Below are 12,577 nucleotides of genomic sequence, written 5' to 3'. Positions count from 1 at the left end.
GTACCGCCCGATGCAACTCGACTCGCTGATCACGCTCACCACGGGCATCGCCCTGCTGACCTGCGTCCTCGCCGTGGCGGGCCTGCACGCCTACGCCATGGGCAAGGCCCAGCGCCAGGCCCTGGTCGACCGCCTCTCGGCGACGGGCCAGATACAGGTGGGCGGCCGTCGGCGCCGCTTCCCGGCCCTGGACCGCCGGCTGCGCCGCACCAAGCTCGGCAGGAAACTGGAGCTGAGGCTGGCGGCGACGGGCCTGGACATCACCCCGGGCGAGTTCTTCGTCTACATGATGGCCACGGCGGCCGGCCTGTTCCTGGTCGGCCAGGCGGCCCTGGCCCCCTTCTTCGGTCCCCTCGCCGGTCTGCTGGGCATCTGGGTGGCCGTGCAGTTCCTGAACTGGCAGCGCCAGAAACGCATCGAGAAGTTCATCAACCAACTCCCGGAAATGTCCCGGATCCTGGCCAACGCCACCCAGGCGGGCCTCGCCCTGCGCACGGCGATCGGCATGGCGGCGGAGGAACTGGAGGCACCGGCCGGGGAGGAACTGGGCAAGGTGGCCAACCAGCTGGCGCTGGGCGCCTCCCTGGACGACGCGCTGGGGGAGATGGCGGAGCGTCTGCCGTCGCGCGAACTGGTGGTCCTGGTGACGACGTTGGTGCTCTCCAACCGGGCGGGCGGCCAAGTGGTGGGTGCGCTGCGGAACCTGACGGAGACGCTGGAGGAGCGCAAGGAGACCCGTCGGGAGGTCCGCACCCAACTGGCGCAGGTCAACATGACGTCGTACGCCGTCCCGGTCCTCGGAGTGGGTTCCCTCTTCCTGATGAACGGCGTGAAGGACGGCGCCCTCGACCGTATGACCGGCTCCCCGGCCGGCCAGGCGGCGGTGATCATCGCCTTCGCGCTCTACGCGGTGGGGTTCGTCCTGATCCGCCGCCTGTCCCGTATCGACGTCTGAGGGGGCGTACACAGATGGCACTTCTTCTCGCCCTGCTGATGGGCCTCGGGGTCTGGGGCGTCTTCGCCGGGATCCGCATGTACCGGGCGGACGCGAAACTCCCCGGCGACCTGGTCCTCGCCCTGGAGGTCGGCGCCACGCGGACCGGCGCGGTGGACTCGCTGATCGACCGTCTCGGCATGCGCTACGCGCCCGCCGTCCTGCGCCTGATGGGCCCCAAGCAGGTCGCGAAGTACCGCCGCAGGATCGACCTGGCCGGCAACCCCGGCGGCCTGACCATCGACCGCTACGCGGCCCGCCGCGCGGTCTACGGCTTCCTGGGCGGTTTCGGCGGAGTGGTCTTCGTGATGCGGGGACAGTTCCTCGTGGCCCTGCTGCTGTTCGCCTTCGGGGCGTTCTGGACGGAGGTCGGCATCTGGTCGGCGATCCGGATCCGCAAGGACGTGATCGAGCGGACCCTGCCGGACTTCCTCGACGTCCTGGCGGTCGTGGTGAGCGCGGGCCTGGGCTTCAGGCAGGCGCTGGACCGGGTGGCCACGAAGTACGAGGGGCCCTGGGCGGACGAACTCCGCATCACCCTCCGCCAGATGGACCTCGGCATGGGCCGCCGCCAGGCCTTCCAGGAACTGCGCCGCCGCAACGACTCCGAACAGGTGGCCATGTTCGTCACGGCGCTCCAGCAGGGCGAGGAACTGGGCGCCCCGATCGTCGACACCCTGGTCGCCCTCGCCAAGGACATGCGCCGCACGGATGCCCAGAACGCCCGCCGCAAGGCCGCCCGCGCGGTCCCCAAGGCCACGATGATGATCACCACGTTCATGGTCCCGGCCACGATGATCCTCCTGGGCGCGGGCCTGCTGCTGGGCTCGGGGACCGACTTCGGCTCGATCACGGGCGACTAGGGGAGCGGGTGACGAGGATGTCGATGACCGGGGAACGCCGGGGGGTGTGGCGGCGGCGGGGAGCGGAGCCGCGGGAGGAGCCGCTGCCGGGTGTGCCGAGGCAGCCACGGACAGCCGCCGACGGTGGAGGCGCCCCACAGGGGCCACCCGCACGGGCTGACGCACCGGCACAGGCTGACGCGCCGGTACGGGCTGACGCGCCGGTACGGGCTGACGCGCCGGTACGGGCTGACGCACCCACGCAGACCGACACACCCGCGATCCCCATCCAGGTCAACGCCCTACAGGCCCTGGCCCGCCAAGTCTTCGGCTTCCGGCTGGCCATGATCGCCCTGGCCGCCCCCGCCGCCCTCCTCAACGCCAACCCAGGCCTGGGCGCCCGCCTGGTGGGCGCCGCGGTGGTCGCCACCTTCATGGGCTCGTACGTCCTCTTCAGGGACTGGGAACGCTTCGGCCCCCTCCTCCTCCGCCATCCCACCCTCCTGGCCGCGGACACCCTCTTCGGCTCCCTGCTCCTCATCTCCGCGGGCCCCGACACCACGCTTGCCTACGTCAGCGTCTGCACCCCCCTCCTCGCCGGCATCGTCTACGGCTGGCGAGGCGCCGCGGTCTTCGCGAGCCTTCAGTCCCTGATCTTCCTCCTGGTCTACGCGACGACACAGAACCCGGCCACCACCGTCGCCGAACGCCTCCTCCTCCCCGGCCTCTGCGTCATCGCGGGAGCGGTCGGCTCGGCCTTGCGCAACCTCATGTTCCGCTTCGGCGCGGCCACCCAGGCCCTGACCGAGGTCCAGGCCCGTCTGGCCGTCACGGAGGCGATCGCCGAGGAACGGGCCCGCCTGGCAAGGGAGATGCACGACTCGGTCGCCAAGACCCTGTACGGCGTGGCCCTGGCGGCGGACGGCCTGGCAGGCTCGGCCGACCGTATGAACCCCACGATGGTCAAGGAACAGGCGGAACTGGTCGCCCGCTCGGCCCGCCGGGCAGCCGCCGAATCCCGCGAACTCCTGGCAGACCTGCGCCGGGAGGCGGACAGCACCGACGTACTCAGGGAACTGGCGGCCCGCACACGGGACTTCGGCACCCGTACGAACCTCGCGGCCACCTACCACCCCACCGGCGAGGAGGAGACACCCCTCATCCCGCCGGCCGTCGCCCGCCAACTCCTCACCATCGCCACGGAAGCGATGGAGAACGCCCACCGCCACGCGGCCCCGACCCGCGTGGACGTGAGCGCGGGAGTCCACGGCGACCTACTGTGCATGACCGTCTACGACGACGGCCGAGGCCTGCCCCAGGGCACCACCCTCGAACAACTCCGCAGCACGGGCCACTTCGGCCTGGTGGGCATGGTCGAACGAGCCGCCTCGCTCGGCGCCCGCATCCGCATCGGCCGCGGCACCCACCCCAAGGGCACGGAGGTCCGACTGGAACTCCCGCTGACGACACCGGCCCCAGGCAGCGCTTGACCACCCGCACGACGCCGCCGCACAAATCCCCCACGCAACGCGAAACGACGAGAGGAGGCCGCAGAATGCCGGACCAGACGACTCCCCACCCCGGCGCGAAGCAGCCACCGCCCCACGACCCGTTCGAGGACTTCCCGCCCCCCGCCCCATCGACCGCCCTACGTGTCGTGGTGGCGGACGACAACCCGGTGGTCCGCGCGGGCCTCACCGCCCTTCTCTCCGGCCGCGAGGACATCACGGTCGTCGCGGAAGCCGCGGACGGCCGCCAGGCCTACGAGGCGGCGCTGGCCCACCACCCCGACGTGATCCTCCTGGACGTCCGCATGCCGGGTGTCGACGGCCTCTCGGCCCTCCCGCACCTGGTCCAGATCTCCCCGGTGGTGATGCTCACCTACAGCAGAGAGTCGGAGATCGTCCACGAGGCCCTGCGCCTGGGCGCCGGCGGCTACCTGGTCCACGGCGAGTTCACGGCGGACCAACTGGTCGACGCCGTGAGGAACATCAAGAACGGCCGTGCCCACTTCACGCCGACGGCGGCGGACGCCCTGGTGGCCCGGCTGCGGCAGACAAAGGAAGGCAGTGCGACTGCACACAATTACGCCCCGCATCAACCCAAGTCCCCATTGATTTCTGCGAAACACCTTTCGCAACTGCAACCAGTTGTGGCACAGTCTGACAAGTCACGGTTCCACCTGAGCGCAAGGGAGGCGGAGATCATGGACCTCATCGCATCCGGCATGAACAACCAACAGATCGCCGCCACCTGCTTCATCAGCGAGAAGACGGTCAAGAACCACATCAACCGCATCTTCGCCAAACTCCACAGCACCAGCCGCGGCGAAGCCGCCGCGAAGTGGCTAGGGGTGACCTGAGATGAGGGCTGGGGGGAAGGGGAAGGCGAATTGGGCCCGGAGTTGGGCCCTGGGACCCTCCGCGAAGGCGGGCACCACCTCGTACGTTGCCCACACCACGGACAACGGAGGGCAACGCCATGCGGAACTGGAACGACGAGGGACAGACCGCGGTCGAGTATCTGGGGATCATCGCGGTGGTTGTGGCGATTGTGCTGGCGATCACGGGGACGGATATCGGTGCGCAGATCTACGAGGCGATCGTGAACAAGATCGACGAGGTTATCGGTTGATCAGCCGCCGCAAGTGCGGCGATGCAGGGCAGGCCTTCCCCATCTACATCACGGTGGTGGCGGGCCTGCTCTTTCTTGCGTTCGCTTATCTCGCGGTCGGCCAGGCCGCAGCCACCCGGAACGGCGCCCAGACGGCAGCGGACGCGGCGGCGCTCGCGGCTGCCCAGGATGCCAGGGACCAACTCGCGGGCAAGTGGGTGGAGGTCGTACTCGACCCGACGAAATGGCAGGACATCTTCGACGGCAACGTGCCGGGCCTGACCCCCTCGTGCGGTCGGGCCTATGAGCTGGCGGCGCAGAATGACGCGCACGTAGAGGCTTGTCAGCCGACGGGGCTCCTGGCCTACGACGTCGACGTGGAGACGGACGAACCGGTGGGGGACTCCATCGTTCCCGGCACGGAGAACAAGTATGCGAGGGCGTCCGCCCGGGCAGTGATCGAAGCTCTCTGCACGTTCGAGCTCCCTGGCGCGGGTACCGGGGGCGACGTACTGCCACAACTCACCTGCAAGGACAGGGACTGGGACTTGGACCCGGACGATCTCACCATCCTTCCGGAACCCGAGGACCTCTTCGACGTCCATCTGGCCGACTGACTAGCGAACGACGAGGGACGAAGGAAGAAGAGGCATGAGTATTCGGATCACAGCCAAGGCCCGCAGGGGGATGGTCGCACTGACCGTCGCGGCCGGACTGGCCGTCGGCGTGTCAGGCTGCGGCGGGGGAGGCGACGACGACAAGAAGCCGACGGCATCGGCTTCCGCCTCCAAGGGCGGGTCCGACCCGAGTGCTCAGGAGGGGACGGACGAGGAGCCTCTGGCTGAACTCAAGGGCGAGAGCGGTCTGATCCTCTCGATCGACAGCGCGGCGCGGGACGCGGGTGGCTTCGTCACGGTAAGCGGCGAGATCAAGAATGACGGCGATGAGGCGACGCGTGTCCCAGTCGAGACGCGAGGCAACGAGACTGAGATCATCCGGCACGGCACATCGCTAGGTGGGGCCACTCTCGTGGACTCCGGCAGCAAGAAGCGCTACTACGTTCTGCGCGACACGGACGGCCGCCCCCTGACAACCACAGACCTGCCGAGGATCAAGGCAGGTGACTCCGTCCCCGTCTTCATGCAGTTCCCCGCACCGCCCACCGACACGGGCGAGGTCACCTTCCAACTGCCCACCTTCGCAGCCGCCACGATCACCATCTCCGGGTGAGGCCCCGATGACCCTCACCCAACCCCGCCTCGCCCTGACCCTCACCGCCGCGTCGGTCATGCTCGCCACGAACCTCTTCGTCGCGACGACGGCCGAGGCCGACGAAACCCCCAGCGTCCCCCCAGGAACCGAGGCCACCGCCGCGGCCCCCGTGAAGGTGGACGCCAACGACCCCGACCTCAAGCTCCCCGAGGGCGCCACCCTCGCCGAACCCAAGGTCCTGGACATCAAGCAGGTCGTGGAGGACCAGTCCGGCGAGGAACGCCGTGAAGACACCAACGCCGACGTCAAGTTCGCCCTCCAGGCGGAGGTCCTGTTCGGCAAGGACAGTGCGAAACTCAGCGGCCGGTCGAAGGCCCGTATCGCGGCGATCGCGGACGAGATCAAGAAGCAGAACGCGACGAAGATCCGCGTCTTCGGCTTCACGGACAACCTGGGCACCTCCGCCCACGGCGACGTCCTGTCGAAGCAGCGGGCCAACGCCGTACAGGACGTCCTGGAATCCGAACTGAACGACGCGAACGTCACGTACGAGGTACGCGGATACGGCGAGCAGTACCCGATCTCCGACAACTCGACGGAGGCCGGCCGCAAGAAGAACCGACGGGTCGAGGTCTCTTTCCCGCGCACGGAGAGCTGAACGACGAGGCGCCGGGGAGGAGAACTCCCCGGCGCTGGTGGAACAGCCGATCGTCGTTCCGTCAGCCGAACATGCCGGGCTGGTAGTCACCAGCGGGCTGCTGGATGATGACGTTGAAGCGGTTGTAGAGGTTGATGAGGGCGATGGTGGCGACCAGCGCGGCCAACTGCTCCTCGTCGTAGTACTTCTGGGCGTTGGCCCAGACCGCGTCGCTGACCCCGCCGGCCCCGTCGGCGATACGGGTGCCTTCCTCGGCCAGTTCCAGCGCGGCCCGCTCGGCCTCGGTGAACACCTTGGCCTCACGCCAGGCGGCGACGAGGTGGAGGCGGTCGTGGGTCTCGCCGGCGGCGACCGCGTCCTTGGTGTGCATGTCGGTGCAGAACCCACAGCCGTTGATCTGGCTGGCGCGGAGCTTGACGAGCTCTGCCGTCGAGTGCGGCAGGGTCGAGTCCGCGACTGCCTTGCCCGCCGAGTTGATGTGCCGGATGATCTTGCCGGCGAGCGGGTTTCCGAAGAGGTCGAGGCGGGCTTCCATGATGAACTCCTGTGGCGTTGGTGTCGATGCCTACACCCCCTAGACGGAACGACCCCACCGAGATGTGACACCCCTGAATGTGACGCGCGTCTCCTGGGCGCCGACGGGGGACAGGGTCCTCGACGGCGGCAGCGGCACCGGCCGGCAGGTGGCCGGGGAGCGGGTGCGGTCGGGCTGCGAGGTGACGGGGATCGAGGAGGCACCGGCGATCGGCAGAAGGGCGCGCCCCGGTCCGGGGCCAGCTCCCGTCACGCGTCGGTGGTCACGGCCACCCGTACCCCGGCCCGCAGTCCCCACCGGGCCATGGCTCCGGCCTCCGCCTCCAGCACATGCCGCGAACGGAGCCGGGGCATCCCCAGTCGGCCGGGCTTCATGGTGCGTACGGCGGTGACGACGAGGTGGCGATCGAGGTAGGCGACATCGATGGGCATGCGCATACGAAAGGTGTGCACACCGCTGGCAGGCGACAGCAGGATCGCCCCGTCCACGGAAACCCGCCCCAACAACCCTTTGGTACGGGCGCGATAGGACGCGGCGATCTCCAACGGAACGGAAACACCGGCAGGCTCCCCATGGACGACCAACGTCGCCCGCCCGTCCCGCAACCGCCCCATACCCGAACCGCCCCCTTCGCCCACCACAACCTGCCCGTCCGCCACTCCCGCGAACCGAACGTATCGCCGCCGGGCAACAGGGCGACGCCGCGCCGGCCACCCGTCAGCTTTGCGACTTCATAACTGGAACCACCCGCTCACCACGCGTTATCCAACCGTTACGGCCCAAGTGGGGTCACGCAAGGCCGATTTGACCGCATTTACCCCGCCCCTCGGTAACCGTAACCCTGGTGTCACCACTGCCCCCTGGATAGCGTTGCTTCGCTCAAGAGAAGCCTCGCCTCACCAGGAGCCGACCGTGAACCGCCGCCCCACGCTGCTCGCAGCGCTAGCCCTGACCGCCACCGCGGCCCTGACGCTGTCCGCGTGCGGAAGCGACGACAGCTCCAAGGACAAGGACAACGACAAGATCGCGGGAGCCGACACGGGGAGTAAGACGTCCTCGTCTCCGAGCCCGAGCGCATCGGATGCCACCGGACGCCCGAAGATCACCTTCCCGTCCGACGCCAAGAACGTCTTCGAGTACGAGAAGACGGGCGACTCGGCGAAGGATGCGGTTCTTGCTGACAGCACGTTGAGTGTGAACTCCGTGGATGAAGCGATCCTCGAGGGCAGCACCAACACCAAGGCGCTCGGTTTCTACAACACGGGCAAGGCCTTGGAGTCGTCGATCACGTTTGCCCAGCAGTACATCGACGGGGGTGACACGTGGGTCGGCGTGACTCGGTACTTCGACTACAAGGTGACTCTCTCTGGAGACAGCAAGGCGTATGTGACCTATTGCTCCGACGAGAGCAAGTCCAACGTCAAGAACAGGAAGACCGGAAAGGTCAAGAAGACGACGGCGTCGGCGGACTCCTACATCCTGTACAACACCAGCCTCGCCAAAAACGGCAAGGGCGTCTGGCAGACCACCAACATCGCTTCAAACGGGGGAGACAAGGCGTGCCAGCCGTAAGAAGATCGGCGAAGACTCTCACAGTTCTGGCGCTCGTGTGCGGTTCCGTTTTCGCTTCACCGGTGGCCTTCGCGCGCGATGGCTATGAGAACAACGGTGATACGACTCAGGAGGCCAACACCGACGAGAACGGCAACCTTGGTGTGACCGTCGGCGGCGTCGTCTTCGACCACTCGAAGAACGGCAGCGGCAACTCCACCGGCGCGCTGACATCGAGTACCTCCTGGACCCCGCCTGCCTGCTGGTATGCCCCGAAGTACACCCCGGAACAGCTGCAGAATTACCTGGAGCCGATCTGGGAAGCCGGGTCGACAGGCTATGAGTGGGACGCGAAGCAGCGGAAGAAGTACAACGCCGACGACGAAGAGAAAGCATTCAACAAAGACAAGACGGGCAAGGGGTACTGGTGGGACTTCTACGTCGACGAGAGCTACCCTCCAGGTTGGGACGCCTGTCAAGACGGCCCCTTCTGGGTGGACACGGGCGACGCCCCGCCAGCTGAGTACGAGAACGCTGTCACCCCTGAGATCCTCGCTGAGCTCGCCTACAACGAGATCCGCGTCCCCGGCACCAAGGTGACCCTGGCCCCCGCGAACGCGACCAAGGTCAACCTCCCGACCTGGTCCTGGCTCGACGCCGCCGACTTCAAGCCGGTCTCCGTCACCGCCTCCGTCCCGGTGCTTGAGCTCCAGGCAACCGCCACCGCGGAACCGGTCTCCCTCAAGATCGAGCCTGGCACGGCCGACGCCGTGACCTACCCGGCGTCCGGCGTCTGCGAGATCAACAACGGCCGCATCGGCGAGCCCTACGCCAAGGGCAAGGCCGACCAGACGCCACCCTGCGGAGTGAAGTACCTGCGCTCCTCGGGCGACGGTTCGTACCCGCTCCGGGCCACGGTCACCTGGAAGATCACCTGGACCGGTACCGGAGTCCCCGGCGGCGAGCTGCCCGACGGAAACTTCGGCGCCACGCAAGACGTCGTCGTACAGGAGATCCAGGCCGTCAACCGCTGACAACCGCGAGATCTCACGGTCGGGCGATCACTCCCTTCGGGAGAGTGATCGCCCGACTTGCTGTGGCGACCTGACCGGGATCACGAGGAAGTCCAGGCTGCCGCTTCCTCATCCGGGCTGATCCGGACGGTGCGGGCGAACTCGTCGACATCGTCGAGAGCCTTGAGGATCCGGCCGGCGTCGGGGTCGGCCAGGATGATCAGGACGTCCGCGGCTTCCGTGCCCTTCTCGTAGCGCCAGGCGTAACGGAGGCCGACGTGTACCTCGTTGCTGTCCTCGTCCTGGAAGTACCGCAGCACCCGCAAGCCGTTTCCCAGGTGCGGGGAGTCGAAGTCCTCGACGATGGGGGGTTCGGTGGCGTAGCTCGCATCGGCGTGGGTCAGTTCACGCAGTGCCGTCTCCCGGTCTTCGCCCTCCTCGATCTCCACCAGGTCGACATACGCGGGAAGCGGGATCTCCCGTGGGTGGGGGAGATGGAGGAAGACCTCGAAGTCCGGGTAGGCCGCGGGGGCCCTGAGGGCGTACATCAACAGGATGTCGGTCAGCAGATCGACTTCGCCTGGTTCCGGCTTGTCCGACGCGAAATCCTCCCAGAGGCCCTCGGCGAAGTAGCGTGCCCATGCCTCAGGACTCTTTGCCTCCTCGACGTCCTCGAGACCCGGTTCCGGCCACATGAGCGGGATGCGGATCCAGGGGGAGAGATCCATGGCGTGCTTGACGTTGAGCCAGCTCACTCGTAACTCCACTTGAACGTGCCGACCACCGCGTCGAACAACTCGACCAGCACGTCGGTGAATTCACTGTCGATGTCTCCGTCGCCCGGTGTGGAGAAGTTGATGCTGATCCAGCGACCGGGGTCGTCCGCCACGGGGATCACATAGTCGACCCGCCGTGTTGTCAGCTCTTCCTCATCAGGGGTGGAGCGGCGGTAGGCGCGGCGGAGTGCGGGCGCCCCTGCCACGTCGACCGTTGTCGCCGTTCCACCGGGTACCTCCTCGGCGGCCAGCTGTGCGAGTACCGCTTTGGGAGGAACCATTTGGTCTCGGCCGATCGGCAGCTCGGCAACGATGAACGAAGCCATGAGGAAGATGCCCCCGCGCGGGAGGACCGGAAGGTAGAGGTCGAGGCCGCCGTTCCTTCTGGCCGCACGGGCTTGCTTTTCCAACTGGCGACGCATCTCCAACCGGAAGCGCATCGCCTCGTCCCGGGGGATGCCCTCCGGGACTTGCTCCATGTGCGAGAAGAGGATCTTCTCGAGTGCTTCCTTCATGCCCTCGCGCAGGGGGATGCGGACCCAGCCGGGGGGCAGGACGAGTTCGTAGCGGTGGGGAGCGGTCGCCTTCACGGCGGGTGGCTGTTGCTCCAGATCGGAGGCGCTCACACGCGGGCCTGCTTCTTGAGCTGGCGGTCGGCCACGAGGATCGTCAGGCAGCAGAGCACTGAAATGATGCCGAGCCAGTTGTAGCCGATGGTCCCGATAATGTTCCAGACCAGGTACATGATGGCTACGATCTTGATCGTCTGGGAGAAGTTGGCGCCGATATGCGGGTTACGGATGAGCTCTCGGTTCCTGAAAAGCAGGGCCAGCATCAGGACCGGCGAGATCATCAACGGCCATGCCACGTAGCCGTAGGTGAGCCAGTCCATTCCGCCGTACTTGCTGCCGAGGTCTTGGAAGGCGAAACAGAAAAACGGTACCAGTGTGCACGCGGCGAGGAATTTCATGGCCCGGGATTCCTGCGGGCTTTTCGCCGGGATTGTCGCCACTATCTCCACTCCCTCGAACTTTGCTCTGAATTTGGTCGTGCCCAGTTGTTGCGGGTAAGTGCGCGCTCCGGTGTGTTCACCAACGGCTCCCGACTTCGCGCGTCAGGACATCCTTGGCGTCGCCGTACTGGTCCTTGTATGGGCCTTTTTCTCCGAGTTTGTCGCCCACGTCCACCAGGGTGGCAGCCCCGTAATTCAGCCGGAACTTCAGTACGGCCGTGTTCACCGTGTCGGCCGCCGCCCGCACGCTGGCATTCCCACCAAACTCGGCCCGCATCGCCTTGGCGAACTTACTCGCGCTGATGACCTCCCCATCGCCCCCCAGCAGGCGCTCCACCCGGGTTGCCATGGGCCGTGTCTCTCGCGCCCCGATCTCTCGCAGAGATCGCAACGCGCGTGCCGCCTTCGCGCCGCGGTCCGAGCCGGCGTACCGCATGAGATTCTTGTCGAGCAGCTTGCGCAGATTCGCGTACCGCTGGAACCGCTCCGCCCTGCTGACGGTCTTGAGCGCTGTGGTCGCGGCTTTCACGCCCTTCATCGCGACGCTGCCGAATCCCAGGGTCGCCAGTGCGAAGACGTCCATGGCGACATCCGCCCAGTTGCCGTCACCGGAAAGCGCCAGCAGCGTGTGTCCGATGCCGACGAGCGCTGTGAGGCTGATGGCGGTCACTGTGATGAGGGTTGCCAGCAATCCGACCGGAGTGAAGAGGAGGGCGATGATCCCGATGGCGGTCGCGGCCCAACTCAGGACTTCGATGACGGATTTGATGGTATCCGCGTGCTCGTGCACCCCGTCCTTGAAGTTCTCCCAGGCGCTGTCCTTGATGATGTCCGAGATGTCATCGCCGATGTTGTCGGCGTAGTGCTGGGCGCGGGAATCGCGCTCGGAGACGATCTGGTTGAGTTGCTTGTGGTAGGGCGCCAGGTGGCTGTCGGGGTCGGATGACTCCGACGCGTTCTTTGCGCCGCCCTTCTCGGCCTCGGCTTCCTTTTTCTTCACCTCGGCAGCGTGTTCTTCGTCGGCCTGCTTCGCGGCTCGGAGGACGCCGTCGGCCCGTTCCTGGAAGTCCTCCAGCTCATTGGCCCAATTGCCGAGGTCGCCGACCACACGTTCGTAGCGGGCCGCCGTCTCGCGGAAGTGCTTCTCGAGGTCGCCGGACTTGTCGCGGATCTTGTCGGCGTACTTGCCCGTCAGGGCGTCACCGTCGGCGGCCTTGCGCAGGATGCGGGCTTGGTCGCGGAGGGTTGAGGCGAGGGTCTTCATTCTGCCAACCTCGTCGCGGATGTCCTCAGGATCGCCGGGGACCGGGTCCTTCTCCGCCAGCGGATGCCAGGCGACCGGTCGGCGCCTGCCCTTGCCCGCACCCATCG

16 protein-coding genes are annotated in these 12,577 nt (G+C 67.1%); 10 read left to right on the top strand and 6 right to left on the bottom strand.

Going from position 1 to position 12,577, the window contains the following annotated elements:
• The first annotated feature begins 10 nt into the window (after positions 1-10).
• The 8 genes from ACWD3I_RS11575 to ACWD3I_RS11540 all read left to right on the top strand — a co-directional run bounded on the left by ACWD3I_RS11575 (position 11) and on the right by ACWD3I_RS11540 (position 6,319).
• On the top strand, positions 11-955 hold the full coding sequence (locus tag ACWD3I_RS11575; protein ID WP_365391917.1) for a type II secretion system F family protein: 945 nt from the start codon (positions 11-13) through the stop codon (positions 953-955).
• 14 nt (positions 956-969) lie between these two features.
• The gene (locus tag ACWD3I_RS11570; protein WP_365391915.1) at positions 970-1,857 is read left to right on the top strand and encodes a DUF5936 domain-containing protein; all 888 of its coding nucleotides are present in this window, start codon (positions 970-972) and stop codon (positions 1,855-1,857) included.
• Positions 1,858-1,874: 17 nt separating this feature from the next.
• Complete coding sequence (locus ACWD3I_RS11565; protein WP_365391913.1) at positions 1,875-3,326, top strand: sensor histidine kinase; 1,452 nt, start codon at positions 1,875-1,877, stop codon at positions 3,324-3,326.
• Positions 3,327-3,391: 65 nt separating this feature from the next.
• Entirely contained in the window at positions 3,392-4,198 is an 807-nt protein-coding gene (locus ACWD3I_RS11560; protein WP_365391911.1) for a response regulator transcription factor, read from the top strand.
• 119 nt (positions 4,199-4,317) lie between these two features.
• A complete protein-coding gene (locus tag ACWD3I_RS11555; protein ID WP_365391909.1) occupies positions 4,318-4,470 on the top strand; it encodes a hypothetical protein in 153 nt (50 codons plus the stop codon).
• Positions 4,470-5,066 (top strand): pilus assembly protein TadG-related protein, encoded by a 597-nt coding sequence (locus tag ACWD3I_RS11550; protein WP_365392548.1) that lies wholly within the window; start codon positions 4,470-4,472, stop codon positions 5,064-5,066. Before ACWD3I_RS11555 ends, ACWD3I_RS11550 begins: the two co-directional genes overlap by 1 nt.
• A gap of 34 nt (positions 5,067-5,100) precedes the next feature.
• Complete coding sequence (locus ACWD3I_RS11545) at positions 5,101-5,679, top strand: hypothetical protein (RefSeq protein WP_365391907.1); 579 nt, start codon at positions 5,101-5,103, stop codon at positions 5,677-5,679.
• Between the two features lie 7 nt (positions 5,680-5,686).
• On the top strand, positions 5,687-6,319 hold the full coding sequence (locus ACWD3I_RS11540) for an OmpA family protein (protein WP_365391905.1): 633 nt from the start codon (positions 5,687-5,689) through the stop codon (positions 6,317-6,319).
• A gap of 61 nt (positions 6,320-6,380) precedes the next feature.
• Here the strand turns inward: ACWD3I_RS11540 and ACWD3I_RS11535 are convergent, their stop codons facing one another.
• Positions 6,381-6,854 (bottom strand): carboxymuconolactone decarboxylase family protein, encoded by a 474-nt coding sequence (locus tag ACWD3I_RS11535; protein WP_365391903.1) that lies wholly within the window; start codon positions 6,852-6,854, stop codon positions 6,381-6,383.
• A gap of 248 nt (positions 6,855-7,102) precedes the next feature.
• Positions 7,103-7,468, bottom strand: coding sequence for a DUF192 domain-containing protein (locus tag ACWD3I_RS11530; protein ID WP_365391901.1), 366 nt, complete (start codon positions 7,466-7,468; stop codon positions 7,103-7,105).
• 298 nt (positions 7,469-7,766) lie between these two features.
• Between ACWD3I_RS11530 and ACWD3I_RS11525 the strand changes: the two genes are divergently transcribed.
• Together ACWD3I_RS11525 and ACWD3I_RS11520 are read left to right on the top strand one after the other, a co-directional pair.
• The gene (locus ACWD3I_RS11525) at positions 7,767-8,426 is read left to right on the top strand and encodes a hypothetical protein (protein ID WP_365391899.1); all 660 of its coding nucleotides are present in this window, start codon (positions 7,767-7,769) and stop codon (positions 8,424-8,426) included.
• Complete coding sequence (locus ACWD3I_RS11520; RefSeq protein ID WP_451084070.1) at positions 8,414-9,439, top strand: hypothetical protein; 1,026 nt, start codon at positions 8,414-8,416, stop codon at positions 9,437-9,439. The genes ACWD3I_RS11525 and ACWD3I_RS11520 overlap by 13 nt, the downstream gene beginning before the upstream one ends.
• Before the next feature lie 80 nt (positions 9,440-9,519).
• Here ACWD3I_RS11520 and ACWD3I_RS11515 read toward each other — a convergent pair whose 3' ends face one another.
• From ACWD3I_RS11515 to ACWD3I_RS11500, 4 genes are all read right to left on the bottom strand, one after another.
• Positions 9,520-10,173, bottom strand: a complete 654-nt coding sequence (locus tag ACWD3I_RS11515; RefSeq protein WP_365391895.1) for a hypothetical protein — start codon at positions 10,171-10,173, stop codon at positions 9,520-9,522.
• Entirely contained in the window at positions 10,170-10,820 is a 651-nt protein-coding gene (locus ACWD3I_RS11510; protein ID WP_365391893.1) for a hypothetical protein, read from the bottom strand. The genes ACWD3I_RS11515 and ACWD3I_RS11510 overlap by 4 nt, the downstream gene beginning before the upstream one ends.
• On the bottom strand, positions 10,817-11,206 hold the full coding sequence (locus tag ACWD3I_RS11505; protein WP_365391891.1) for a hypothetical protein: 390 nt from the start codon (positions 11,204-11,206) through the stop codon (positions 10,817-10,819). Before ACWD3I_RS11505 ends, ACWD3I_RS11510 begins: the two co-directional genes overlap by 4 nt.
• 76 nt (positions 11,207-11,282) lie before the next feature.
• Positions 11,283-12,575, bottom strand: coding sequence for a putative T7SS-secreted protein (locus ACWD3I_RS11500; RefSeq protein WP_365391889.1), 1,293 nt, complete (start codon positions 12,573-12,575; stop codon positions 11,283-11,285).
• Positions 12,576-12,577 lie beyond the last annotated feature (2 nt).

It is taken from the genome of Streptomyces sp. NPDC002817, from assembly GCF_053592055.1.
The sequence above is the reverse complement of the archived record's forward strand: the minus strand, read 5'-3'. Positions and strand labels throughout refer to the sequence as shown.